This window comes from Cupriavidus sp. SIMBA_020 (assembly GCF_046535395.1).
Lineage (GTDB): Bacteria > Pseudomonadota > Gammaproteobacteria > Burkholderiales > Burkholderiaceae > Cupriavidus > Cupriavidus campinensis.
This window is the reverse complement of sequence record NZ_JAWRWU010000008.1, coordinates 146,794-171,119: the sequence shown is the minus strand read 5'-3', so window position 1 is coordinate 171,119 and position 24,326 is coordinate 146,794. Positions and strand designations below refer to the sequence as shown.

19 protein-coding genes are annotated in these 24,326 nt (G+C 68.3%); 12 read left to right on the top strand and 7 right to left on the bottom strand.

What is annotated here, in order from left to right; translation table 11 throughout:
- Nucleotides 1-5: 5 nt before the first annotated feature.
- Nucleotides 6-914, bottom strand: a complete 909-nt coding sequence (locus SB751_RS17260; RefSeq protein ID WP_144197321.1) for a LysR family transcriptional regulator — start codon at nucleotides 912-914, stop codon at nucleotides 6-8.
- A gap of 94 nt (nucleotides 915-1,008) precedes the next feature.
- Here SB751_RS17260 and SB751_RS17255 point away from each other — a divergent pair, with 94 nt between their 5' ends.
- Complete coding sequence (locus SB751_RS17255) at nucleotides 1,009-2,037, top strand: bile acid:sodium symporter family protein (RefSeq protein ID WP_144197320.1); 1,029 nt, start codon at nucleotides 1,009-1,011, stop codon at nucleotides 2,035-2,037.
- 69 nt (nucleotides 2,038-2,106) lie between these two features.
- On the opposite strand, the gene SB751_RS17250 is transcribed toward SB751_RS17255, so the two are convergent.
- Complete coding sequence (locus SB751_RS17250; RefSeq protein ID WP_144197319.1) at nucleotides 2,107-3,606, bottom strand: N-acetylmuramoyl-L-alanine amidase; 1,500 nt, start codon at nucleotides 3,604-3,606, stop codon at nucleotides 2,107-2,109.
- Entirely contained in the window at nucleotides 3,600-4,133 is a 534-nt protein-coding gene (gene tsaE / locus SB751_RS17245) for a tRNA (adenosine(37)-N6)-threonylcarbamoyltransferase complex ATPase subunit type 1 TsaE (protein WP_144197318.1), read from the bottom strand. The genes SB751_RS17250 and tsaE overlap by 7 nt, the downstream gene beginning before the upstream one ends.
- Nucleotides 4,134-4,149: 16 nt before the next feature.
- On the opposite strand from tsaE, the gene queG reads away from it, so the two are divergent.
- Nucleotides 4,150-5,316 (top strand): tRNA epoxyqueuosine(34) reductase QueG, encoded by a 1,167-nt coding sequence (queG, locus tag SB751_RS17240; protein WP_246118941.1) that lies wholly within the window; start codon nucleotides 4,150-4,152, stop codon nucleotides 5,314-5,316.
- Here queG and SB751_RS17235 read toward each other — a convergent pair.
- Nucleotides 5,309-6,202: an AEC family transporter gene (locus SB751_RS17235; RefSeq protein ID WP_144197316.1), complete on the bottom strand. Its 894-nt coding sequence runs from the start codon at nucleotides 6,200-6,202 to the stop codon at nucleotides 5,309-5,311. The genes queG and SB751_RS17235 overlap by 8 nt on opposite strands.
- A 182-nt stretch (nucleotides 6,203-6,384) precedes the next feature.
- On the opposite strand from SB751_RS17235, the gene SB751_RS17230 reads away from it, so the two are divergent.
- The 6 genes from SB751_RS17230 (at nucleotide 6,385) to plsY (ending at nucleotide 10,821) form a co-directional block, all read left to right on the top strand.
- A complete protein-coding gene (locus tag SB751_RS17230; RefSeq protein WP_244845077.1) occupies nucleotides 6,385-7,005 on the top strand; it encodes a chalcone isomerase family protein in 621 nt (206 codons plus the stop codon).
- Nucleotides 7,006-7,097: 92 nt separating this feature from the next.
- Nucleotides 7,098-8,075 carry a tripartite tricarboxylate transporter substrate binding protein BugE gene (locus SB751_RS17225; protein WP_144197314.1) on the top strand — a complete coding sequence of 326 codons (978 nt, stop codon included), beginning with the start codon at nucleotides 7,098-7,100 and terminating at the stop codon, nucleotides 8,073-8,075.
- A 99-nt stretch (nucleotides 8,076-8,174) separates the two neighbouring features.
- Complete coding sequence (locus SB751_RS17220; RefSeq protein ID WP_211944082.1) at nucleotides 8,175-8,654, top strand: methylated-DNA--[protein]-cysteine S-methyltransferase; 480 nt, start codon at nucleotides 8,175-8,177, stop codon at nucleotides 8,652-8,654.
- Complete coding sequence (gene xerD / locus SB751_RS17215) at nucleotides 8,651-9,589, top strand: site-specific tyrosine recombinase XerD (protein WP_144197312.1); 939 nt, start codon at nucleotides 8,651-8,653, stop codon at nucleotides 9,587-9,589. Before SB751_RS17220 ends, xerD begins: the two co-directional genes overlap by 4 nt.
- Before the next feature lie 21 nt (nucleotides 9,590-9,610).
- The gene (locus SB751_RS17210; protein ID WP_144197311.1) at nucleotides 9,611-10,102 is read left to right on the top strand and encodes an aminoacyl-tRNA deacylase; all 492 of its coding nucleotides are present in this window, start codon (nucleotides 9,611-9,613) and stop codon (nucleotides 10,100-10,102) included.
- Between the two features lie 110 nt (nucleotides 10,103-10,212).
- Nucleotides 10,213-10,821: a glycerol-3-phosphate 1-O-acyltransferase PlsY gene (plsY, locus tag SB751_RS17205; protein WP_144197310.1), complete on the top strand. Its 609-nt coding sequence runs from the start codon at nucleotides 10,213-10,215 to the stop codon at nucleotides 10,819-10,821.
- A gap of 6 nt (nucleotides 10,822-10,827) precedes the next feature.
- Here plsY and SB751_RS17200 read toward each other — a convergent pair whose 3' ends face one another.
- Nucleotides 10,828-12,108, bottom strand: a complete 1,281-nt coding sequence (locus SB751_RS17200) for an ATP-binding protein (RefSeq protein ID WP_144197309.1) — start codon at nucleotides 12,106-12,108, stop codon at nucleotides 10,828-10,830.
- On the bottom strand, nucleotides 12,105-12,839 hold the full coding sequence (locus SB751_RS17195; RefSeq protein ID WP_144197308.1) for a response regulator: 735 nt from the start codon (nucleotides 12,837-12,839) through the stop codon (nucleotides 12,105-12,107). The genes SB751_RS17200 and SB751_RS17195 overlap by 4 nt, the downstream gene beginning before the upstream one ends.
- 287 nt (nucleotides 12,840-13,126) lie before the next feature.
- On the opposite strand from SB751_RS17195, the gene SB751_RS17190 reads away from it, so the two are divergent.
- The 4 genes from SB751_RS17190 to SB751_RS17175 are packed head-to-tail and all read left to right on the top strand — an operon-like array spanning nucleotide 13,127 to nucleotide 22,691.
- Entirely contained in the window at nucleotides 13,127-14,635 is a 1,509-nt protein-coding gene (locus SB751_RS17190; RefSeq protein ID WP_410748244.1) for an MdtA/MuxA family multidrug efflux RND transporter periplasmic adaptor subunit, read from the top strand.
- A 24-nt stretch (nucleotides 14,636-14,659) separates the two neighbouring features.
- Nucleotides 14,660-17,848 (top strand): MdtB/MuxB family multidrug efflux RND transporter permease subunit, encoded by a 3,189-nt coding sequence (locus tag SB751_RS17185; protein WP_246118940.1) that lies wholly within the window; start codon nucleotides 14,660-14,662, stop codon nucleotides 17,846-17,848.
- On the top strand, nucleotides 17,848-21,162 hold the full coding sequence (locus tag SB751_RS17180; protein ID WP_144197306.1) for an efflux RND transporter permease subunit: 3,315 nt from the start codon (nucleotides 17,848-17,850) through the stop codon (nucleotides 21,160-21,162). Before SB751_RS17185 ends, SB751_RS17180 begins: the two co-directional genes overlap by 1 nt.
- 5 nt (nucleotides 21,163-21,167) lie before the next feature.
- Nucleotides 21,168-22,691, top strand: a complete 1,524-nt coding sequence (locus tag SB751_RS17175) for an efflux transporter outer membrane subunit (protein ID WP_211943633.1) — start codon at nucleotides 21,168-21,170, stop codon at nucleotides 22,689-22,691.
- On the opposite strand, the gene SB751_RS17170 is transcribed toward SB751_RS17175, so the two are convergent.
- A complete protein-coding gene (locus SB751_RS17170) occupies nucleotides 22,688-24,298 on the bottom strand; it encodes a hypothetical protein (protein ID WP_144197304.1) in 1,611 nt (536 codons plus the stop codon). The genes SB751_RS17175 and SB751_RS17170 overlap by 4 nt on opposite strands.
- Between the last annotated feature and the right edge of the window lie 28 nt (nucleotides 24,299-24,326).

The window sequence follows — 24,326 nt, the reverse complement described above, 5'->3', positions numbered from 1 at the left end:
GTTAACTAATTAGTCAGTACCGCTTCGGCTGGAATCGGCAGCGTCTGGACCATCTGCCAGACCGCTGCCGCCGCCGGCGAGAGCGAGCGATCCTCGCGCCGGACCATGACGATGCTGCGCTCCTCACGCGGCGTGAGCGGGCGCGACACCAGCGGCGACGCCTCCGGCAGCGGCAGCGAGAACGACGGCAGCACCGACGCCCCAATCCCCGCCTCCACCATCCCGAACACGCTGGCCGAATGGCCCAGCTCCTGCACCACATGCGGCGCCACGCCATGGCGCGCGAAGATCCGGTCGATCAGCGGCCGGCTGCCGGACGCGAAATCGAGCAGCACCAGCCGCTGGCCATGCAAGGCGGTCCACGAGACCGATTCGACGCCCGCCAATGGGTGATCCCGGCGACACACGAAGCAGAACGGATCGGTGGCCAGCGGGGCGATAGTCAGCCCTTCCCGCGCCATCGGATCGATCAGCACGCCGAAGTCCACCGCGCCGGCGCGGATCTGTTCGAGGCCATCGGCCTGCACGTTGTCGCGCACGAACAGGCGGATTTCCGGGTATTGGCGTGCGCATTCCGCCACATACATCGGCATCAGGCGGGCGGAGATGGTGGGTGCACTGGCGATCACCACGCGGCCCCGGTAGCGCTCGCCCAGTTGGCGGGTTTCTTCGAGGGTGTCGTCCAGCTGGCCGAGCAGCCGCTCCAGCGCCGGCACCAGCGCCGTGCCGGCATCGGTCAGCACCACCTCGCGCGTGGTGCGATCCAGCAGCCGCACGCCAAGTGCTTCCTCAAGCTCAGCCACGCCCCGGCTTACCGCCGGCTGCGTGAGGCCGACGGCATCCGCCGCCCGGCTGAAACTGCCGTGCGCCGCCACCGCCAGAAAGACCCGCAACTGCCGCAATGTGTAATTCATGCAACGATCAGATGAATCAATACGATAAATGAATTTGCATTCTAGACGCCGTTCGCGTCCAATACCAAGCGGAAACCCTTAGGCACTATCCCCAATGTCCGCCATCCTCACTCCCTTCAAAAAGCTCTACGACCTGATCGACGGCTTCGTCCTGATCATGCTGACCGCGATTGCGGTGGCGCTGATCGCCCCCGAGGTCGGCACCGGCGACGGTCCGCTGCACCTTGGCATTGTCACCAACCTTGGCGTCGCGCTGGTGTTTTTCCTGCACGGCGCAGCGCTCTCGCGCGACAAGCTCGTGGCCGGCGCGCGTCACTGGCGCCTGCACGTGTTCGTCCAGGCGTTCACCTACGTGGTGTTCCCGGTGGTGGGCGTGGTGCTGATGTTCGCGCTGCGCGACAAGCTGCCGGCAGACCTGCTGCTCGGCGTGTTCTTCCTGTGCGTGCTGCCGTCCACGGTGTCCTCGTCGGTGGCCATGACGTCGATGGCGCGCGGCAACGTGCCGGGCGCCATCTTCAACGCCACCATCTCGGGCCTGATCGGCATGGCGCTCACGCCACTGCTGATGGGCCTGGTGATCAGCGCCTCGGGCACCGGCAACATGCCGCTGGGCCGCGCGCTGACCGGCGTGGCGCTGCAACTGCTGCTGCCGTTCGCGCTGGGCCAGCTGGCCCGTCCGCTGATCGGCAACTGGCTGGCCAGGAAGAAGCAGATCACCAGCAAGATCGACCGTGGCGTGATCGTGCTGATCGTTTATTCGTCGTTCTGCGATGCCACGGCCGCCGGCCTGTGGCACCAGTACCACTGGCAGACCATCGGCGCGGTGATGGGTATCGCGGCGATCCTGCTGATCGTGGTGCTCGGCGCCACCACCTTCGTTGCGCGTCGCCTGGGTTTCTCGGTGGAAGACGAGATCACCGCGGTGTTCTGCGGCTCGAAGAAGAGCCTGGCGAACGGCATCCCGATGGCCAAGATCCTGTTCGCGGGCCATCCCGCGCTGGGCCTGCTGGTGCTGCCGCTGATGGTCTACCACCAGCTGCAACTGATCGTCTGCTCGGTGATCGCCGGCCGCTACGCCAGCCGCAACGACGCCCCGGAGGCGCGCGGCACGGCTCGCGCGTAAGCCTCTTCCGCATGACAAAAGCGGCGCCCTCGGGCGCCGCTTTTTGTTTTCGGACCAGTACGAAAAGGCTTACACCGACGGATTCTTCGCCAACGGCGGGTTCTTCGCGAAGTACGCCTTGATGCCGCGCAGGATGGCGTTGGCCAGCTGCTCCTGGTGCGCGTCGTCGTTGAGCTTGCGCTCCTCTTCCGGGTTGCTGATGAAAGCGGTTTCGATCAGGATCGACGGAATGTCCGGGGCCTTGAGCACGGCAAACCCGGCCTGCTCCACGCTGCCCTTGTGCAGCTTGTTGATGCCGCCGATCTCGCCCAGCACGGCCTTGCCGACCTGCATGCTGTCGTTGATCTGCGCCGTGGTGGAGAGGTCCAGCAGCACGCGCGCCACCTGGGCATCCTTGTTGCCCATATTGGTCCCGCCGATCAGGTCGGCGTTGTTTTCCTTGTTGGCGAGCCAACGGGCGGCCGAACTGGACGCACCCCGCTCGGACAGCGCGAACACGGACGCCCCGCGCGCCTCGGGCGACAGGAAGGCATCGGCGTGGATCGACACGAACAGGTCGGCCTGCACGCGCCGCGCCTTCTGCACGCGCACGTTCAGCGGCACGAAGAAGTCCGAGTCGCGCGTCATCATCGCGCGCATATTGGGCTGGGCGTCGATCTTGGCGCGCAGCCGGTGCGCGATCTGGAGCACCACGTCCTTCTCGCGCGAGCCGGCCGCGCCAATGGCGCCGGGGTCCTCGCCGCCGTGGCCGGGGTCCAGGGCCACGGTCAGCAGGCGGCGCATCTTGAACTGGCTGGGCGGCGGCACATTGGTCTGGGCCATCGGCGGCGGCACCGGCGGCGCCGAGGGGGCGGAAGGGGACGAAGGCTTGGGCCTCACCTGCGCGACAGCGGGCGGCGGCGCCGTGGTGGCGGGCGGCAGCTGGTCCTTGTCATCGAACTTGCGCACCAGCGCGCCAATCGCATCTTCCTCGGCCCCGGGCGGCGCGCCGGCCACGCCCTCGCTGCCTGCCGGCGGCGGGTTCTGGGCGAAGCGGCGCTGCTTGTCCTCGGTATCGCGCACCAGCTTCCAGAGCGGATCGGGCGGATTCACCGGGTAGAGATCGAACACGAGCCGGTTGCGGTAGCTGCCGATCGGGGCCAGCGTGAACACCTGCGGCGAGACGTCTTCCTTGAGGTCGAACACCATCCGCACCACGCGCGGCCGGTTCTGGCCCACGCGCACGGTCTGGATATAGGGGTCGTTGGTGCTGATCTTGGCCACCAGCTCGCGCAGCGTGGGCGAGAGGTCGAGGCCGTCGATATCCACCACCAGACGGTCCGGGCTGCGGATCATCTGGTGCTGCGCGGCCAGCGGCGCATCGGACTCGATGGTCACGCGCGTGTAATCCTCGGCGGGCCAGACGCGCACGGCCACGATGCCGGCGCCGCGCGCGATCTGCGGGCCGACGAGGGTCAGCACCACCGTGCCGGCGCCCAGCCGCGCAGCCTGCGCCATCCACTTGCGCCGGGCCTGCAGCAGTCCGTCGGGTCCATCGGGTCGGTCGGTGGCGAGTCGCTTGATCAGCATGCGTTCAGCAGGATAAGTCCAGTGGGAGTATAGGCCCGCAGCGTGGCCATGCGGGGATCGGCGCCTTCCGGATCGGCGCCCGCGGCGGATTCCAGCGCGCGGATGTCCGATTGGAGCAACACGTGGAGGTCCGGTTCCCCAAGCAGGCGGCCCGCCTTTTCCGGCCATTCGACGAGATTGAACGCCGGCTCGGCGAAACAGTCGCGGAATCCGGCGTCGATCCACTCCTCGGGGTCCGCGAAGCGGTACAGGTCGAAGTGGTAGACGGTGAGCGGCGAGCCATCGGCGCGGGTCACCTCGTAGGGCTCGCACAGCGTGTAGGTGGGGCTGCGGACCTTGCCGGCGTGGCCCAGCGCGCGCAGCACCGCGCGCGAGAGCGTGGTCTTGCCCGCGCCCAGGTCGCCCGAGAGCTGCACATGCACCGTGCGCGGCGGCATGGCCTGCACCGCGACAGCCAGCGCGGCGCCGAACCGTGCGGTGGCGGCCTCGTCCGGCAGCGTCAGGATGCGTTCTTCGAGCAGGGGCATTGCGTACAATTCAGGAATGATCGATGTCGCAGCACCCGCCCCCACTGAAATCTCGCCACAGGCGCCACCGGATCTGGCCGCCCTGGCGCAGTCCATGCGTGCCTGGGGCGCGGCGCTTGGCTTCGATGCAATCCGCATCGCCGACGTCGATCTGCGCCACGCGGAGGCGGGCCTGTTGGCGTGGTTGCAGGCGGGCTACCACGGCGACATGGATTATATGGCCAACCACGGCACCCGGCGCGCCCGGCCGGCCGAACTGGTGCCGGGCACGGTGCGGGCCATCGTCGCCCGCATGCCCTATCTGCCTGCTGGCGGGGCCGACAAGGGCCCCGACGACTGGCGCGGGCACGAACTCGCGCGGCTCGACGATCCTTCCACGGCCGTGCTCTCGCTCTACGCCCGCGGCCGCGACTATCACAAGGTGCTGCGCAACCGGCTCCAGCAGCTGGCGGCGCGCATCGAACAGGCCATTGGCCCGTTCGGCTACCGCGTGTTCACCGATTCCGCGCCGGTGATGGAGGTGGCGCTGGCCAGCCAGGGCGGGCTGGGCTGGCGCGGCAAGCACACGCTGCTGCTGGACCGCGACGGCGGCTCGATGTTCTTCCTCGGCGAAATCCTGGTCGACCTGCCCCTGCCCGCCGATGCCCCCGAGACCCCCCACTGCGGCAACTGCCGCCGCTGCATCGATATCTGCCCCACGGCCGCCATTCTGGAGCCGTACCGGCTCGACGCCCGGCGTTGTATTTCTTACCTGACCATCGAGCACAAGGGGCCGATTCCCGAGGAATTCCGCGCGCCGATGGGCAACCGCGTCTATGGCTGTGACGACTGCCAGCTGGCCTGCCCGTGGAACAAGTTCGCGCACCGGGCCACGCTGCCCGACTTCGACGTGCGCAACGGCTTCGACGCGCCCGACATGGTCGACCTGTTCGACTGGACCGAGGCCGAGTTCAACCAGCGGCTGGAAGGCAGCCCGATCCGCCGCATCGGCCATGAACGCTGGCTGCGCAACCTCGCCGTGGGGCTGGGCAACAGCCTGCGCGCGGCGTCCGGCACCGATCCGGCGCTGGCCGGGCGCATCCGCGCCGCGCTGCGGGGCCGGCAGGACACCGCCACGCCACTGGTGCGCGAGCATATCGACTGGGCACTGGCCCAGGACCCCTCCCCGACTTCCGCTAGCTGACCAGCGCCAGCCAGAACGGCGTGGTGACGATGGCAGCAATGGTCATCAGCGAGATCGTCGCCGCCACCATCGGCCCGTTGCCGCCCATGCGCACGGCGAGGATGTACGCGCTCGACGCCGTGGGCAGCGAGGCGAACAGCACCACGATCTGGTACTGGAGCACCGTCAGCGGCAGGTAGCGTCCGGCCAGCCACGCGAAGGCCGGCATCGCCAGCAGCTTCACGCCGCACCACCACACCACCGGGCCGACGGTGCCCGTGGCGACGCGCATCTGCAGCCCCGCGCCCACCGTCATCAGCCCCAGTGCCGTGGAGGCCGAGCCGAGCCGGTTGAGCGTCATCGCCACCACTTCGGGCGGATGCAGGCCGAGCAGGTTGGTGATCAACCCGCCCGCCGTGGCCAGGATCAGCGGATTGCGCGCCAGTTCGCGCAGCAGCCGCGACTCCCCGTGCCGCGCCAGCGCCCACACCGCCACCACGTTGCACAGCGGCACGGTCACGCCGACGACCAGCGCCATCAGCGCCAGCCCCTCGCTGCCGCCCAGCCGCGACGCCAGGGCCAGCCCGATATAGGAATTGAAGCGGAACGCGGTCTGGAGCCCCGAGGCGAAGTCCAGCGGGGCCGGCCGCAGCACGTACTTGACGAGGTAACCCGTGACCACGCCGAACGCCGTGGTGGCCAGCGCCAGCCCGAGCATGGCCGAGGTGGAGGAGAAATCGAACCTGGCACTGTTGGTGGATTGCAACAGCAACGCCGGGAACAGGACGAAGTAGACCAGGCGTTCCACGCCGGACCAGAACGCGCGGTCGAACGGCGTGTAGCGGACCAGCAGCCAGCCGATCAGGATCAGGCTGAAGTCCGGCACCAGCAGCAGTGCTGAAGACATGTCTCTTTAGTTTTTTTATGCACAACAGACCACCCTTGTGACGCATGCGGCAGCCGGGAACGCGGGCGGGGGACCCTCACGGCAGGCACGGTCAAATGTGCAGACTAGGGCAGATACGGATGGGTATTGTTCCAGAACTCCGGCAAGATGGCATGCCAAATCTCGTCTTGCCCGCCGCACCCATGAAGGTCCCCGCCCGCCGATCCACCGCTCTGCGCAGACATGCCGCCGCACTGGCCGTGGCCGTGGGGCTGTTGTCGCCGCTGTCGGCCATCTCCACGCATGCCATGGCGATGGAGATCGAGGGGGTGCGCTTCGATGACGCCACACGCGTCGGCGGCAAGGAGTTGCAGCTGAACGGCGCCGGGCTGCGCGCGGTGTTCGTCATCAAGGGCTACGCGGCCGGGCTGTACCTGCCCGAGCGCGCGCGCAACGCCGCCGTGGCGCTGGGCACGCACGGGCCCAAGCGGCTGCAGATCCGCCCGCTGCGCGAGGTGGAGTCCGATGCCTTCGTCAGGGCGCTGAACTCGGGCCTGCGCGAGAACCACTCTGAGCCGCAGCTGAAGCTGCTGGCCGACCGCCTCACCCAGCTCGAACAGAACATGACCCTGGTCGGCACGGCACGCCGGGGCGATGTCATCAACTTCGACTACGCTCCCGACAGCGGCACCGTGGTGGCCGTCAACGGCATCCCGCGCGGGCGGCCGATCCCGGGCGAGGACTTCTACCAGGCGGTGCTGCGCATCTTCCTGGGCGAGCATCCGGTGGACCGCGAGCTCAAGCGCGGCCTGCTGGGCGGCTGAATCCGCAACGCCGCCGGCGCACCGCTCGCCGGCGTTTTATGACCTTGCCGGGCGCGATCCGTCCGGCTTTCAGAACGGGAGACTCTCTTCTCATGCACGCTCGTAAAACCGCACTGACCCTGGCCGTTGCCGCCATCGCCTCGGTCGCCTCCGTGGCCCACGCGCAAAGCTTTCCCACCAAGCCGATCCGCCTGATCATTCCGTTCGCGCCGGGCGGCACCACCGATATCGTGGGCCGTGGCGTGGCCGACCAGATGAGCCGCATCCTCGGCCAGCCCGTGGTGGTGGAAAACCGCGCTGGCGGGGGTGGTTCGATCGGCGCCGACGCCATCGCCAAGGCCCCGCCCGATGGCTACACCATCGGCATCTCCACGGTCTCGACCATGGCCGTGAACCCGGCCTGCAACCCGAAGCTGTCGTACGACCCGATCAAGGACTTCAAGCCCATCACGAACGTGGCCAACGTGGCCAACGTGATCGCCGTGAACCCGAACTTCCCGGCCAAGGACTACAAGGAGTTCCTGGCCGTGCTGAAGGCCAACCCGGGCAAGTACTCGTACGCGTCGTCGGGCACCTGCGGCTTCGGCCACATGCTGGGCGAGCAGTTCAAGGTCTCGACCAAGACGTTCATGGTGCACATTCCGTACCGTGGCGCGGGCCCGGCGCTGAACGACGTGCTGGCCGGCCAGGTGCCGATCATGGTGGACAACCTGCCGTCGTCGATGCCCTACATCAAGGCCGGCAAGCTGCGCGCGCTGGTGGTGGCGTGGGACAAGCGCGTGGACGGCCTGCCCAACGTGCCGACCTTCGCCGAAATGGGCCTGAAGGAGCCGAATGACCCGGCCTGGTACGGCCTGGTGGCGCCCGCCGGCACGCCGGACGACGTGATCGCCAAGCTGAACGCGGCCGCCGTCAAGGCGCTGCAGGACAAGGACTTCGTCCAGCGCCTGCGCACGGCCGGCGCCGAGCCGTCGGGCAACACCCCGGCCCAGCACGCCGCCGAGATCAAGAAGGAATTCGACAAGATGAAGACGCTTGTGAAGGTGCAGAACATCAAGCTGGAGCAGTAAGCCGCTTGAGGCTGGCTCCCCTCGCCCCAAGGGGGAGGGGAGCCAGTGGTTGGAAATCGGCATAAAATCCGGGGTCATCACCCCAGCCGTCCGCCAGCCATGTCCCACCGCTTCGATGCCGTCCTGCCCGCGCCTTTCGGCAAGATCGGCGTGCGTGCCGATGGCGAGCACGTCCACGAAATCGTCTACCTGCCCGACAGCTTCGACCTGATCGCCCCGGCCAGCGCCCTCGCGCGCCGCGTGGCCGCGCAGCTGGACGCCTACTACGCCGACCCCGACACCGTGTTCGACCTGCCGCTGGCCCACCGCGGCACCGCGTTCCAGCGCAAGGTCTGGGACGCCATCTCGGCCGTGCCGCGTGGCGGCCTGACCACCTACGGCACCATCGCCAAAAGCCTGCAGAGCATGCCGCGCGCCGTGGGGCAGGCGTGCGGGCAGAACTGGTTTCCGGTGGTCATTCCCTGCCACCGCGTGGTGGCCGCCAACGGGCTCGGGGGCTTCGCCCATCATGGCGAGGAAGGCTTCCACCTCGGCGTGAAACGCTGGCTGCTGCGCCACGAGGGCGCGATGCTGCTATGAGCGAGGTTGTGCACGCCGAGGCGCCGGCCGGCACCGATCCCAGCGCCGATCTCGCGCTGGTGGACCGATTCTGCGACGCGCTGTGGCTGGAAGACGGCCTGTCGCGCAACACCATCGACGCCTATCGCCGCGACCTGGCCCTGCTGGCGCGCTGGCTCCACGGCGCCGCCCACGGCAAGCTGCTGGGAGTGGATGACACCCTGCTGTCCGCCTACTTCGCCGCGCGCCACCTGGAGACGCGTGCCTCGTCGGCCAACCGGCGGCTCACGGTATTCCGCCGCTTCTACCAGTGGGCGCTGCGCGAGCACATGATCCAGGCCGATCCGTGCCTGCTGCTGCGCCCCGCCAAGCAGCCGCCACGCTTTCCGAAGACGCTCACCGAAGCCCAGGTCGAGGCGCTGCTCGAAACCCCCGATACCGCCACGCCGCTGGGCCTGCGGGACCGCACCATGCTCGAACTGATGTATGCGAGCGGGCTGCGGGTGTCCGAGCTGACCAGCATGAAGACCGTGGAAATCGGCCTGAACGAGGGCGTGGCGCGCATCGTGGGCGGCAAGGGCAACAAGGAGCGGCTGGTGCCGTTCGGCGCGCAGGCCGGGGACTGGCTGCGCCGCTACCTGGCCGAGTCGCGCCCCGCGCTGCTGGCCGGCCGCGCCTGCGACGCGCTGTTCGTCACCCAGCGCGGCGAGGGCATGACGCGCCAGACCTTCTGGCACCTGATCAAGAAACACGCGCGCGAGGGCGGTATCCATGCGCCGCTTTCGCCACATACGCTGCGGCACGCGTTCGCCACGCACCTGCTGAACCATGGCGCCGACCTGCGCGTGGTGCAGCTGCTGCTGGGCCATGCCGATATCTCCACCACGCAGATCTACACGCACGTGGCGCGCGAGCGCCTGCGCGAGCTGCATCTCCACCACCATCCGCGCGGCTAGCCCCCAGCCGCGCCGCGCCTCATGAGCAAAGCGAAACATATCTCCGAGACCCCCGCCACGCAGATGCTGCGCCGGCATGGCGTGGATTTCGGCGAGCATCCCTATGAATATGTCGACCACGGCGGCACCGGCGAGTCTGCCCGCCAGCTCGGCGTGCCCGAGCACGACGTGGTCAAGACCCTGGTCATGGAGGACGAACGCGCGCAGCCGCTGATCGTGCTGATGCACGGCGACTGCTCGGTCTCGACCAAGAACCTCGCGCGACAGATTGGCTGCAAGAGCGTGCAGCCGTGCAAGCCCGAGGTGGCGCAGCGCCACAGCGGCTTCATGGTCGGCGGCACGTCGCCGTTCGGCACCAAAAAGCGGATGCCGGTCTATGTGGAGGCGGGCGTGCTGGCGCTGGAGCGGATCTATATCAACGGTGGGCGGCGCGGCTATCTGGTCAGCATCGCGCCGGAGGTGCTGACCCGGCTGCTGGATGCCAGGCCGGTCGAGTGCGCGCTGCCGGACTGAAATCGGACTGAGTCGGGACTGAGCCGGGACTGAATGCTGCCTCACTGACTGAGGCGAGCGGGCGCGCTACAATCGCGCCAGCCTGAAACCCCCAAAAAGATTCCCCTGCAATGGTCAACCTGCTATTCGCCGTCGTCGCCTACCTGATCGGGTCGGTGTCCTTTGCCGTCGTGGTCAGCAAGCTCATGGGTCTGCCGGACCCGCACAGCTACGGCTCGGGCAACCCCGGCGCCACCAACGTGCTGCGCACGGGCAACAAGAAGGCGGCCATCCTGACGCTGATTGGCGATGGCCTGAAGGGCTGGTTCGCGGTCTGGCTGGCCCGGCACTTCGGCCCGGGCTACGGGCTGGAGGACTCGGGCGTGGCGCTGGCGGCGCTGGGCGTGTTCCTGGGCCACCTGTTCCCGGTGTTCCACCGCTTCGCGGGTGGCAAGGGCGTGGCCACGGCCGCCGGCATCCTGTTCGCGATCCATCCGCTGCTGGGCGCCGGCACGCTGGCCACATGGCTGATCATCGCGTTCTTCTTCCGCTATTCGTCGCTGGCCGCGCTGATATCGGCCATCTTCGCCCCGTTCTTCTACGTGCTGATGTTCGGCGTGGACATCATCACCGGCGCGGTCTTCGTGATCAGCGTACTGCTGGTGGTGCGCCATCGCCAGAACATCGCCAAGCTGCTGGCCGGCAAGGAAAGCCGGATCGGCGAGAAGAAGAAGGTCTAGGTCTGCCTACGCGGCCTGTGCCAGCGCCGCGAACGGGAACACCATCTCCACGCGCAGGCCGCCGTCGGGCCGGTTGAGCAGCGTCAGCCGCCCGCCGGCCTGCCGCACCAGGCGGTCCACAATGGCCAGCCCGAGCCCCGAGTGGGCATTGCCGCCGCGCGCCGGGTCCAGCCGCACGAACGGCAGCGTCACGCGCTCCATGGCCTCTTCCGGAATCCCGGGTCCCTGGTCTTCCACCGTCAGCCGCCAGCCATCCGGCGCCCGCGCCGTCGCCACGCAGACGGGCGGCGCGCCATAGGCATAGGCGTTATCGACGAGGTTGCCGATGATGCGGTCGAGCTGGGTGGCGATCATCCGGAAGCCCTCGCCGGCGGCCAACTCCAGCACCACGGTACGGTCCTGCTCCTGCAGCGACAACGCCAGTTCGCCGATGCGCTTGTCCACCGGCACCGGGCGGGCAGTCGGCTCGCTGCTCTGGGCGAAGCTGAGGAACTGCTCGACGATCGCCGCCATGGAGTCCACGTCGCGGGTCACGCCGGCGGCCGCCTTGGGGTCGGACAGCATCTCGGCGCGCAACCGCAGCCGCGCCAGCGGCGTCTTCAGGTCATGGGCGATGCCGGCCAGCATGGTGTTGCGCTCCTGGTCGATGCGCGCGAGGTCCGCCACCATCCGATTGAAACGCACGATCAACTGGCGCAGCTCATGCGGCCCGCGCTCGCGCAGCGGCTTGACCGCGTGCTGGCGGGAAAGCTGCTCGGCGGCTTCGGCCATGTCGCGCACCGGGCGCTGGATCTGCCACGCAATCAGCAGCGCGAAGACGATCGCCACCCCCACCACCAGCACCACGCCGGGCAGCATGCGGTTGTCGGGCGGCGGATTGTGCACGAACAGGATCGGCATGGCGATCCACTGCGCGCGCGTGGGCAGCTTGATCCAGAGGCGTGGCGTGGTCTCGTCCTCAAGCCGGATCTGCGTGCCGGCGGGCAACTGGCGCACGAACTGCTCCACCAGCCGGCGCGGGCGGCCCGGCGCCGGCTCGGCCGAATGCTCGTCAGCCGCGGCGGTGTCGGCCACCTCGATCAGGCTCGGCAGCGCCACCGGCGGCTTCGCGTCGAGCGCGCGCTCGATGCTCTGCAGCTGGAACATCATCTGCTCGACCGAATAGTCAATCTGCTGCTGCCGGCGGTCCATGCGCAGGATGGCCAGCCACGAGAAATGGCTGATGAACAGCACGGCCGCGATCAGCAGCGCCATGCGGCCGAACAGGGTGTCGATCCTCAGCTTCATTGCGGAATGCTGTCCTCGGCTTCGTCAGGCACGAAGGTGTAGCCCCGGCCCCGTACGGTCTGGATATAGCGCGGACGCTGCGCGTCTTCGTCGAGCAGGCGGCGCAGGCGCCAGATCTGCACGTCGATGCCGCGGTCGCTGATGCCGCTGGAACTGCCATACATCAGCTCGACGATGCGTTCGCGCGAGAGCACTTCCAGCGGGTGCGACAGCAGCAGCTTGAGCAGCGCGAACTCGGTATCGCTGATCTGCACCGCCTGGTCGCTGCGCAGCAGCGTGCGCAGCCGGAAATTGACCCGGAACGGCCCGAACGCCACCGACTCGCGGTCCTCGGGCGCGGCGGCCGGGCGCGCCAGCTTGCGCCGCAGCACCGCGTTGATGCGCGCCAGCAGCTCGCGCGGCGAGAACGGCTTGCCGAGGTAGTCGTCCGCGCCGATTTCGAGCCCGACGATGCGGTCGATCTCGTCGCTGCGCGCAGTGAGCAGGATCACCGGGATGTCGTCGTTCTTGGCGCGCAGGTTGCGCAGCGCGGTCAGGCCGTCCACCTTCGGCATCATCAGGTCGAGCACGATCAGCGCCGGCCGCTCGCGCTCGAGGCGGGCGTGGAGGCCGTCGCCATCGTGCAGGACCGAGACGGCAAAGCCCTGGCTGGTCAGGTATTCGCGCAGGAGGTCGCGCAGTTCGGGATCGTCGTCGACGACGAGGATCTGGGTAGGCTGGTTCGTTCGCATAGCCACATGATAGTCAGACCGGCGGCGCCACATGGCGATTTGCCCCGACCGTTTTGTTTCCGGAGGTTACACCCAGCGCCATCGTAATCCGATGTAATAAAAGCGGGCAGCCACGAAATAGGTGGGATGGCGGCGGCACATTATCCTTCAGGCCATCGCACCGCAGCGGTGCCCGCCTGATGCGGCATACTGCTGCAACTTCGCCGCCATAGGGGGCCGAATGCCCCCTATGCCGAGCAAGCCCGTAGGTACGCCCATCGTCGTGCCGTCCCCAGGATTCCCGGTCTATGTCCAGCCCCGAACAAGGTCAATCTCTTCCACCCGCCCCGCCGCCCGCCCCGCCGCGCCCGCCTCGCCCTCCCCGCCCGGCCCGCCGCCGCACCTGGATCGCCGTGGCTGTCATCGTCGTGCTGGCCGGCATCGGCTGGTACTGGCACAGCCACCGGCAGGCCGCGCAGGAGGCCGGCGCGGCCACCGGCGGCGCCAGCGGCCCCGGCGCGGGCCGCCGGATGGGCCCGGGGGGCCCGGGAGGTCCGGGGGGCCCCGGCGCGCAGCCGCGCTCTCCGGTGGTGGTCAATACGGTAATCCGGCGCGATATGGACGTGGTGCTCAACGGCCTGGGCAACGTGACGCCAGTGACCAACGTCACCGTGCGCGCCCAGGTCTCGGGCCCGCTGCTGAAGGTGCTGTTCAAGGAAGGCCAGATGGTCAAGGCCGGCGACGTGCTGGCGGAGATCGACCCGCGTCCGTTCCAGGCCGCGCTCGACCAGGCCGCGGGACAGCTCGCGCGGGACCAGGCGCTGCTCCAGAACGCCCGGCTGGACCAGCAGCGCTACAAGACGCTGCTGGCGCAGGACTCCATCTCCAGGCAGCAGGTGGATACCCAGGACGCGCTGGTGCGCCAGTTCGAGGGCACCGTGAAGACCGACCAGGGCAATGTGGATAACGCGCGCATCCAGCTCGGCTATACCCGGATCGTGGCGCCCACCTCGGGCCGCATCGGCCTGCGCCAGGTGGACCCGGGCAACATCGTCAACACCAGCGACACCAACGGCATCGCGCTGATCACCCAGATCCAGCCGATTGCCGTGCTCTACACGATTCCCGAGGACAACCTGCCGGCCGTGCTGAAGAAGCTCAACGCCGGCGAAAAGCTGCCGGTGCAGGCGTGGGACCGCCAGGTGCGCAACCAGCTGGGCGAAGGCACGCTGCTGACCACCGACAACCAGATCGACACCACCACGGGCACCGTCAAGCTCAAGGCGATCTTCCCCAATGCGGACGGCATGCTGTTCCCGAACCAGTTCGTGAACGTGCGCACGCGCGTGGACACGCTGGTGGACGCCACCGTGATCCCCGTGGCCGCCATCCAGCGGGGCCAGCAGGGCACCTTCGTCTACGTGGTGGGCGATGACAGCCAGGTGAAGGTGCAGGTGGTCACGCTGGGGCCGACCGACGGCGCCCAGACCGCCGTCTTGAAAGGGCTGGAGCCGGGCCAGCGCGTAGTCGTGGACGGCGCCGACCGCCTCAAGGAGGGCATGATCGTGGAAGCCGTGGACCCGGCCGCGCGTGCCGCCGCCACCACGCCGGCCAGTTCGCCACGCGGTCGTGGCCGGCGCCATGGCGGGGCCAGCGGGGCACACGCCGGGGCCAGCGATGCCGCCGGCGCCGGTGGGGCAATGGGCGCCTCCGGCGCTGCCGCCCGCCGTCCTCGTGACACCGACACCAACCCGAACCCGACCACCAACACGCCGGCCAACCCCACCGGCACCGTCGGCCAACGGCCGCAGCAGTAAGCACGGCGACGCACCCGAGACGGCATGAATCCCTCACGCATCTTTATCGAACGGCCGGTGGCCACGGCACTGCTGATGCTGGCCATCCTGCTGTCCGGGCTGGTGGCGTACCGGCTGCTGCCGCTGTCCGCGCTGCCGGAGGTGGATTACCCGACCATCCAGGTCACCACGCTCTACCCCGGCGCCAGCCCGGACGTGATGACCTCCTCGGTCACCGCGCCGCTGGAGCGCCAGTTCGGCCAGATGCCGGGGCTCAAGCAGATGTCGTCGTCGTCCTCGGGCGGTGCGTCGGTCATCACGCTCCAGTTCGAGCTGTCGCTGTCGCTGGACGTGGCCGAGCAGCAGGTGCAGGCCGCCATCAACGCGGGCGGCAACCTGCTGCCGTCTGACCTGCCCATGCCGCCGGTCTACAGCAAGGTCAACCCGGCCGATGCGCCGATCATGACGCTGGCGATGACCTCGGACACCCTGCCCCTGCCCAAGCTGCAGGACATGGTGGACACCCGCGTGGGCGCCAAGATCTCGCAGATCCAGGGCGTGGGGCTGGTCACCATCAGCGGCGGGCAGCGTCCCGCGGTGCGCATCCAGGCCAACCCTACCGCGCTGGCCGCGCTCGGCATGTCGATCGACGACCTGCGCACCGCCATCGGCAGCGCCAACGTGAACGGCGCCAAGGGCAGCTTCGACGGCCCCGCGCGCGCCTCCACCATCGACGCCAACGACCAGCTCCGCTCCGCCGACGAATACCGCCAGATCATCATCGGCTACCAGAACGGCGCGCCGATCCGCATCACCGACGTGGCCGACATCGTCGACGGCCCCGAGAACAGCCGGCTGGCCGCCTGGGCCAACAGCAAGCCCGCCATCGTGCTGAACATCCAGCGCCAGCCCGGCGCCAATGTGATCGAGGTGGTGGACCGCATCAAGACGCTGCTGCCGCAGTTGCAGGCGTCGCTGCCGGCCTCGGTGCACGTGCAGCTTCTGACCGACCGCACCACCACCATCCGCGCCTCGGTCAAGGATGTGCAGTTCGAGCTGCTGCTGGCCATCGCGCTGGTGGTGATGGTGATCTTCGTCTTCCTGCGCAACATCCCGGCCACCATCATCCCGGGCGTGGCGGTGCCGCTCTCGCTGGTGGGCACCTTCGGCGTGATGTACATGGCCGGTTTCTCGATCAACAACCTGACGCTGATGGCGCTGACCATCGCCACCGGCTTCGTGGTGGATGACGCCATCGTGATGATCGAGAACATCATGCGCTACATCGAGGAAGGCGATTCCCCGATGGCGGCGGCCCTCAAGGGGTCGAAGCAGATCGGCTTCACCATCATCTCGCTGACCTTCTCGCTGGTGGCCGTGCTGATCCCGCTGCTGTTCATGGGCGATGTGGTGGGCCGGCTGTTCCGCGAGTTCGCCATCACGCTGGCGGTGTCGATCCTGATCTCGGCCGTGGTGTCGCTGACGCTGACGCCGATGATGTGCGCGCGCCTGCTGCGCCACGTGCCCGAGGAGGAACTGCCGCGCTTCCACCGCGCCACGGGCCGCTTCTTCGACAACGTGATCCACCGTTACGGCCAGGCGCTGGAGTGGGTGCTGAACCGCCAGACCGCCACGCTGGTGGTGGCCGTGGCCACGCTGGTGCTGACCGGCCTGCTCTATATGCTGGTGCCGAAGGGCTTCTTCCCGGTGCAGGACACCGGGGTGATCCAGGCCATCACCGAAGCCTCGCAGACCACCTCGTTCGCGGCGATGGGCCGCAAGCAGGAGGCCGTGCAGAAGGTGATCATGCAGGACCCGGCCGTGGCCAGCGTCTCGTCGTTCATCGGCGTGGATGGCACCAACACCACGCTCAACGCCGGGCGCATGCTGATCAACCTCAAGCCCAAGGCCGACCGGGACAGCATGACGGTGGTCACCCAGCGGCTCCAGGACGCCGTGCAGCAGCTGGGCGGCGTCTCGCTCTACACCCAGCCGGTGCAGGACCTGACCATCGAGGACCGCGTCTCGCGCACGCAGTACCAGTTCACCGTGGAAGACCCGGACCCGGCCACGCTGGCCGAATGGGTGCCCAGGCTGGTGGAGCGGCTGCGCCAGGAACCCGAGCTGCGCGACGTGGCGAGCGACCAGCAGAACAACGGCCTGCGCGCCTATGTGGACATCGACCGCGATGCCGCCGCGCGTTTCGGCATCACCACCGCCGTGATCGACAGCGCACTCTATAGCGCGTTCGGCCAGCGGCTGGTATCGACCATCTTCACGCAGTCCAGCCAGTACCGCGTGGTGCTGGAGACCATGCCGCAGTTCCGCACCAGCCCGCAGTCGCTGGCCGAGCTGCGCCTGCCGTCGTCGTCGGGCGGGCAGGTGCCGCTGGGCGCCATCGCCCGCATCAGCGAGCGCACCGGCCAGCTGGTGGTCAACCACCAGGGCCAGTTCCCGGCCGCGACGGTCTCGTTCAACCTGGCCCCGGGCGAGTCCCTGGGCGCCGCGGTGGACAAGATCACGCAGATCGAAAAAGAGCTGAACCTGCCGATCTCGATGGTGACCGAGTTCCAGGGCGCCGCGCTGGCCTTCCGCGCCTCCCTCTCCAACACGCTGTGGCTGATCCTGGCCGCCGTCATCACGATGTACATCGTGCTGGGCGTGCTCTACGAGAGCACGATCCACCCGGTGACCATCCTCTCCACCCTGCCCTCGGCCGGCGTGGGGGCGCTACTGGCGCTGCTGGTCTCGGGGCAGGACATCGGCATCATTGCCATCATCGGCATCATCCTGCTGATCGGCATCGTCAAGAAGAACGCCATCATGATGATCGACTTCGCGCTCGAGGCCGAGCGCGAGGGCGGCATGACGCCGCGCGACGCCATCTTCCAGGCCTGCCTGCTGCGCTTCCGCCCGATCCTGATGACGACCATGGCCGCCCTGCTGGCCGCGCTGCCGATGATGCTGGGCACGGGCATCGGCTCCGAGCTGCGCCGGCCGCTTGGCGTGACGATGGTCGGCGGCCTGCTGGTCAGCCAGGTGCTCACGCTGTTCACCACGCCGGTGATCTACCTGGCGTTCGACCGCGTGGCGACGCGGCTCAAGGGGTGGCGCAAGCGCCGCTTTGGCGACCCTGACGAGGGTGGCGACGACGAGGACGGCGTGCATCGCCCGCATCCGCATCCGAACCCGAACCCGAACCCGAACGCAACCCCGCAGGAGCCGCACGCCTGATGAACCTGTCGGCCGCCTTCATCCAACGCCCGGTTGCCACCGCGCTGCTGACCATCGGCATCCTGCTGGCGGGCCTCGCGGCGTTCCGGCTGCTGCCGGTCTCGCCGCTGCCGCAGGTGGACTTTCCGACCATCTCGGTCTCGGCGTCGCTGCCCGGCGCCAGCCCCGAGACCATGGCGGCCACCGTGGCCACGCCGCTGGAACGCGCGCTGGGCACCATCGCCGGCGTGACGGAGATCACCTCCAGCAGCTCGCTGGGCTCCACGCGCGTGACGCTCCAGTTCGACCTCTCGCGCGACATCGACGGCGCCGCGCGGGACGTGCAGGCGGCCATCAACGCCTCGCGCGGCACGCTGCCGACCAGCCTGCCGAACAATCCGACCTATCGCAAGGTCAACCCGGCCGACGCGCCGATCATGATCATCGGGCTGACCTCGCCCACCATGACGCGCGGCCAGCTCTACGACGCCGCCTCCACCATCCTCTCCCAGAAGCTGTCGCAGGTGGAGGGCGTGGGCCAGGTGACGATTGGCGGCGCCTCGCTGCCGGCGGTGCGGGTGGAGCTGAACCCCACGGCGCTGAACAAGTACGGCATCTCGCTCGAGGACGTGCGCAACACGATCTCGGCCACCAACGCCAACCGCCCGCTCGGCGTGCTCGAGAACAACGTCAACAACTGGCAGGTCTACGCCAACGACCAGGCGATGACGGCCAAGGACTACATGCCGCTGATCGTGCGCTACGCCACGCCGGGCACGTTTTCGTCCGCCTCGGCCGGCGCGCTGATCGCCAGCACGGCCAACGCCACGGCCGGCGGCGGGGTGAGCACCAAGACCGTCAACGGGATCACCACCACCACCATCACCACCAGCAGCGGCACCACCACCGTCAGCTCGGGCGCCACGGGCGGCAACAGCGCTGCCGCCGGCCCCAACGCCTTCGCGGTGCCGATCCGCCTCCAGGACGTGGCCAGCGTGGTGGATTCCGTGCAAGACATCCGCAATGCCGGTTCGGCCAACGGCAAGCCGTCGGTGCTGCTGGTGCTGAACCGCTCGCCCGGCGCCAACATCATCGAGACCGTGGACCGCGTCAACGAGATGCTGCCGCAGCTGCGCAAGATGATCCCGGCCAGCATCTCGATGGACGTGATGATGGACCGCACGCCCACCATCCGCGCCTCCCTGCGCGAGGTGGAGCACACGCTGATGATCTCGGTGGCGCTGGTGATCATGGTGGTGTTCCTGTTCCTGCGCAACGTGCGCGCCACGCTGATCCCGAGCGTGGCCGTGCCGGTGTCGCTGGTCGGCACGTTCGCGGTGATGTACCTGTGCGGGTTCTCGCTCAACAACCTGTCGCTGATGGCGCTGACGATTGCCACCGGCTTCGTGGTCGATGACGCCATCGTGGTGCTGGAGAACATCTCGCGCCATATCGAGAACGGCATGAAGCCGCGTGCGGCCGCCCTGCGCGGTGCGCGCGAGGTGGGCTTCACGGTGCTGTCGATGAGCCTGTCGCTGATCGCCGTGTTCATCCCGCTGCTGATGATGGGCGGCATCGTGGGCCGGCTGTTCCAGGAGTTCGCCATCACGCTGTCGGTGGCCATCCTGGTCTCGCTGGTGGTGTCGCTGACCACTACCCCCATGATGTGCGCGCGGCTGCTGCGCCCCGTGGACGAGCAGAAGGCCAGCCAGGGCCGCTTCTACCAGGCCAGCGAGCGCGTGTTCAACTGGCTGCACGACCGCTACGCGCGCTCGCTGGACCTGGCGCTGCGGCACGGCAAGCTGGTCTGGGTGATCCTGCTGGCCACCATGGCGCTGAACGTCTGGCTCTACGTGATCGTGCCAAAGGGCTTCTTCCCGCAGCAGGACACCGGCCGGCTGATCGGCTTCATCCGCGCGGATCAGGCCACCTCGTTCCAGGCCATGCGCGGCAAGCTCGACAACTTCATCAAGATCGTCCAGTCCGACCCGGCGGTGGTCAACGTCACCGGCTTCACCGGGGGCTCGCAGCGCAACACCGGCCAGATGTTCGTGACGCTGAAGCCGCTGAACGAGCGCAAGGAGTCCGCCGACGCCATCATCGCCCGGCTGCGCCTGAAGCTGGCCAAGGAGCCCGGCGCCAACCTCTACCTGCAATCGGTGCAGGACATCCGCGTGGGCGGCCGCCAGAGCAGTTCGCAGTACCAGTTCACCTTGCAGTCCGACGACCTGGAGACGCTGCGCACCTGGGAGCCCAAGGTGCGCGCGGCGATCTCGAACATCAAGGGGATCGAGGATGTGGATACCGATACCAACGACAAGGGCCTGCAGACCTCGGTGATCATCGACCGGGACACCGCCTCCAAGCTCGGCGTCACCGCCCAGCAGGTGGATGCCGTGCTCAACGACGCCTTCGGCCAGCGGCTGGTCTCGACGATCTACCACCCGCTGAACCAGTACCGCGTGGTGATGGAGCTGAGCCCGGAGTACCTCCAGGGGCCGCATGCGCTGCAGGACATCTACGTGGTCACCGGCAACGGCCGGCAGGTACCGCTCTCGGCCTTCGCGCGCGTCACGCCGACCAGCACGCCGCTCGGCGTGAACCACCAGGGCCAGTTCGCCGCCTCCACCATCTCGTTCAATCTGGCCGAGGGGTTCTCGCTGTCGGAGGCCACCGACGCCATCCGCGACGCGCTGGCCAGGATCGGCGCCCCCGAGACGCTCCAGGCCAACTTCCAGGGCGGCGCCAAGGCGTTCCAGGACTCGCTCAAGAGCCAGCCGTACCTGATCCTGGCCGCGCTGATCACCATCTACATCGTGCTCGGCATCCTGTACGAGAGCTACGTGCACCCGCTGACCATCCTGTCCACGCTGCCGTCGGCCGGGGTGGGCGCGCTGCTGGCGTTGCTGCTGTTCAAGACGGAGTTCAGCATCATCGCGCTGATCGGCGTGATCCTGCTGATCGGCATCGTCAAGAAGAACGCGATCATGATGATCGACTTCGCCATCGACGCCGAGCGCAATGAGGGCATGAGCCCGCGCGAGGCGATCTATCGCGCCTGCCTGCTGCGCTTCCGGCCGATCCTGATGACGACCATGGCCGCGCTGCTGGGCGCGGTGCCGCTGGCCATCGGCCGGGGCGACGGCGCCGAGCTGCGCGCGCCGCTGGGCATCTCGATTGTCGGCGGCCTGGTGGTGAGCCAGTTGCTGACGCTCTACACCACGCCCGTGGTCTACCTCACGCTCGACCGCTGGCGCCTGCGCGTGCAGGCCTGGCGCACCCGCCGCCAGCGCCACGGCCAACGCCCGGACGCCGCGCCGCGGCTGGAATCCTGACATCCATGATGAAGATGAACCGCCCTCTTTCGCTGCGAGGCGCCTCCGCCATCGCCCTCGCTTGCTTGGTCCTGGCCGGCTGCGCCGTCGGCCCCGACTACCAGCGCCCCGATGCGCCCGTCCCCAAGGCGTTCAAGGAGGCCAGCGAGGCCATGCCGGCCTGGACCGGCGACTGGAAGACTGCCGAGCCGCAGGACGCCACGGCGCGCGCCGACTGGTGGCGCGTGTTCGGCGACCCGGCGCTGGACGACCTGATGGCGCAGGTGCAGATCTCGAACCAGAACATCAAGGCGGCCGAGGCGCAGTACCGGCAGGCCACCGCCTCGCTGCAGGCCGCGCGCGCGGGCTTCTTCCCGGTGATCGGTGCGTCCGCCGGCCTCTCGCGCGGCGCCAGCAGCACCGGCGGCCGTATCACCAATGGCCAGAACGCCACGCTGTCCGCCAGTTGGGAGATCGACGTCTGGGGCCGCATCCGCCGTCAGGTGGAAAGCGCCCAGGCCGGCGCGCAGGCCAGCCAGGCCGACCTGGCCGCCACGCTGCTCTCCACGCAGGCCACGCTGGCGCAGAGCTACTTCCTGCTGCGCATTGCCGATTCGCAGCGCGCGCTGCTCGACCGCACCGTGGCCGACTACGAGAAGTCGCTGCTGCTGGTGCGCAACCAGTACCAGGCCGGCACGGCGCAGCGCTCAGACGTGCTGCAGTCGGAAACCCAGCTGAAGAGCGCGCAGGCGCAGCAGATCGACATCCAGATCACGCGCGCGCAGCTGGAACACGCCATCGCGGTGCTGGTTGGCAAGCCGCCGGCGGACCTGACCATGGCCGTGGTGGAAGTGGACGATGCGATTCCCAACGTGCCGGTGGCCGTGCCCTCCACGCTGCTGGAGCGCCGGCCCGATATCGCGGCGGCAGAGCGGCGCATGGCCTCGGCCAATGCCGATATCGGCGTGGCGCAGGCGGCGTACTACCCCACGCTGTCGCTGTCGGCCACGGGTGGGCTGACGGCGGGCACGCTGGCGCGCTGGCTGTCCTTGCCGGACCGCGTGTGGTCGGTGGGCGCCGGGCTGGCCGGCACCGTGTTCGACGGCGGCCTGCGCGGCGCGGCCAAGGCCCAGGCCGTGGCGGCCTACGACCAGACCGTGGCCAACTACCGCCAGACCGTGCTGGGCGCATTCCAGGAGGTGGAAGACAACCTCGCCGCCGCGCGGCTGCTGGGGCAGGAAGCCACCGTGCAGAACGATGCCCTGCGCTCCGCGCGCGAGGCGCTGGCGCTGGTCAACAACCGCTACAAGGCCGGTACGGCCGGGCTGCTCGATGTGCTGACCGCGCAGACCGCCGCCTATACGGCGGAACGCACGGCGCTGTCGATCACGGGCCGCCAGTACACGGCGGCCGTCACGCTGATCGCGGCGCTGGGCGGCGGCTGGCATGACCCGAGTGCCGAGGCGGCGCAGCCGCCGGTGTCCGCCCTCTCATCGACCCAATCGGCCCAATCGACCCGATCGACCGGATCGGCCCAATCGACTGACTAGCATTCCTGGTAGCCGGGCAGACGCGTCCATTCCTCTGCGTGAGAGATCCACCCCGGGTAAAACTGGCCGTAGGTGGTCTTGTTCAGCCTGAAGTACTCGCGCGCGCCGGTGCTGGGATTGTCGTAGGCATAGATGTCGCCAATGACGCCCCGGTTGTCAGGGGGTGCCCTCCAGGTGTTCGGCACCGGCTTGCGGCAGACGCGGATACTGGAAATGGTCGAGTTCATGCCAATACGATTCAGATCGACAGTGTCTGCGCGTCCGATAAGGAAACTGCAGCGTCCCTTGAATTCGAAGTGCTCGCACACTTGATATCGCTGACCGGCTGGCGCGTCGATCGAGGATGTCGCGTCATTCGCCGCGCCTTGCATGGTCGGCCATTCGCCCCCGGCCGGTACACAGTCCAGACGATCCTGAAAACCGTTACCGCGATACAGGCAGATTGGCACGGGATTCTTCGGCAGCCTGGGGTACACGGGCATCACGGTCACCTCGGACCACCAGCTCTTGTCGAAGCCGCTGAATACGGTGGAAGTGGAATAGCCATAGCTGCCCAGCGTGCGGGTCGTGTTCGATACCGGAATCTGCCCGCTCGTGCGCGCCCACCCCGTCAACACATCGCCGCCGCTGAACGATGTGTCAACCCACGTGTTCGCGCTTCCCCCCGCACGCAGGGCAACCGAGAACTTGTCGGCATGGCGAAAGCGGCTGCAATCCACCGTCAATGGGGATCCCGGCGTGATCACGCACGCCGCCGGCCCCGTGGTCGTTGCCGCATTGCGCTTGGTGTTCCTGGTCGTCCAGGGCACGAAGCGCTGGGTCCTGTCGCCGACAATCGGGTCGATCACCGTGACCTTCTTGTCGTTGATCGGCACCGAGAAGAACTCGCACTGCGCCGTACTGGCCCCGTCGACGGACCGCGCGCTGCGTTGCTGGGGAAAGCAGCCAAAGCACGCGGACACGTGCGAATAACGGAAGGAGGGCCGGAGAACGCGAATATTTCCCCGGGGTGGCCGGGCCACAAAGATCGCCTCGTTGCCCCGGGTGTTGGCGGCAATGTAGTTGGGATTCCTGCGCGATTCGACCTGCTCGATCTGGAGCGTCTGTGCGTTGCGCCGGTAGGCCACGACAGACTCGACCTGATTGGCTTGCACGCCATGAAAGGCCAGCCATTCTTCCTGATGCTGGAAGTGATTCGCGGTGGAGAGATAGCGCTGGTCGCCCGTGGCGCGGTACGCGGCGCGCAGCGACGCATCCGCGCTATAGAAGTTGCCGGCCGCGCGGATGCGGTACACATAGAACGTCGCCGCGGGATTCGTGATCAGCGCATACATCGCACGTTCGTAGGCAAAGGTCTCCGATGCCGAGGTGGGGACGAAGGCGGTATCCCCACGCGAGCAGGATCCGCCGTTCACGTGATCATAGAGATCGTCATTGGTGCCGGCGTTGGGAATGCCGTGGGCAAATACCTCGTCCGGACTCAGGGTAGCGGTGCCGCGATAGACAAAGCTGGGCGGCACCGCACCCGCCGGGCCCGCCATGCCCATCAGTAACACCATGGCCGCAAGCATGGCGGCGCGCGCATACGACAACACAGCGACTCGCATCGAAACCTCCCGACGTGGAAATGCTGTC

What these genes read in the sequence shown, in the direction of transcription:
- SB751_RS17200 (WP_144197309.1), bottom strand. Translation starts at nt 12,108, where the DNA reads ATGAAGCTGAGGATCGACACCCTGTTCGGCCGCATGGCGCTGCTGATC.
- SB751_RS17255 (WP_144197320.1), top strand. Translation starts at nt 1,009, where the DNA reads ATGTCCGCCATCCTCACTCCCTTCAAAAAGCTCTACGACCTGATCGAC.
- queG (WP_246118941.1), top strand. Translation starts at nt 4,150, where the DNA reads ATGATCGATGTCGCAGCACCCGCCCCCACTGAAATCTCGCCACAGGCG.
- SB751_RS17225 (WP_144197314.1), top strand. Translation starts at nt 7,098, where the DNA reads ATGCACGCTCGTAAAACCGCACTGACCCTGGCCGTTGCCGCCATCGCC.
- SB751_RS17185 (WP_246118940.1), top strand. Translation starts at nt 14,660, where the DNA reads ATGAATCCCTCACGCATCTTTATCGAACGGCCGGTGGCCACGGCACTG.
- SB751_RS17230 (WP_244845077.1), top strand. Translation starts at nt 6,385, where the DNA reads ATGAAGGTCCCCGCCCGCCGATCCACCGCTCTGCGCAGACATGCCGCC.
- SB751_RS17210 (WP_144197311.1), top strand. Translation starts at nt 9,611, where the DNA reads ATGAGCAAAGCGAAACATATCTCCGAGACCCCCGCCACGCAGATGCTG.
- SB751_RS17170 (WP_144197304.1), bottom strand. Translation starts at nt 24,298, where the DNA reads ATGCGAGTCGCTGTGTTGTCGTATGCGCGCGCCGCCATGCTTGCGGCC.
- tsaE (WP_144197318.1), bottom strand. Translation starts at nt 4,133, where the DNA reads ATGCCCCTGCTCGAAGAACGCATCCTGACGCTGCCGGACGAGGCCGCC.
- SB751_RS17195 (WP_144197308.1), bottom strand. Translation starts at nt 12,839, where the DNA reads ATGCGAACGAACCAGCCTACCCAGATCCTCGTCGTCGACGACGATCCC.
- SB751_RS17250 (WP_144197319.1), bottom strand. Translation starts at nt 3,606, where the DNA reads ATGCTGATCAAGCGACTCGCCACCGACCGACCCGATGGACCCGACGGA.
- SB751_RS17235 (WP_144197316.1), bottom strand. Translation starts at nt 6,202, where the DNA reads ATGTCTTCAGCACTGCTGCTGGTGCCGGACTTCAGCCTGATCCTGATC.
- SB751_RS17175 (WP_211943633.1), top strand. Translation starts at nt 21,168, where the DNA reads ATGATGAAGATGAACCGCCCTCTTTCGCTGCGAGGCGCCTCCGCCATC.
- plsY (WP_144197310.1), top strand. Translation starts at nt 10,213, where the DNA reads ATGGTCAACCTGCTATTCGCCGTCGTCGCCTACCTGATCGGGTCGGTG.
- SB751_RS17260 (WP_144197321.1), bottom strand. Translation starts at nt 914, where the DNA reads ATGAATTACACATTGCGGCAGTTGCGGGTCTTTCTGGCGGTGGCGGCG.
- SB751_RS17220 (WP_211944082.1), top strand. Translation starts at nt 8,175, where the DNA reads ATGTCCCACCGCTTCGATGCCGTCCTGCCCGCGCCTTTCGGCAAGATC.
- xerD (WP_144197312.1), top strand. Translation starts at nt 8,651, where the DNA reads ATGAGCGAGGTTGTGCACGCCGAGGCGCCGGCCGGCACCGATCCCAGC.
- SB751_RS17190 (WP_410748244.1), top strand. Translation starts at nt 13,127, where the DNA reads ATGTCCAGCCCCGAACAAGGTCAATCTCTTCCACCCGCCCCGCCGCCC.
- SB751_RS17180 (WP_144197306.1), top strand. Translation starts at nt 17,848, where the DNA reads ATGAACCTGTCGGCCGCCTTCATCCAACGCCCGGTTGCCACCGCGCTG.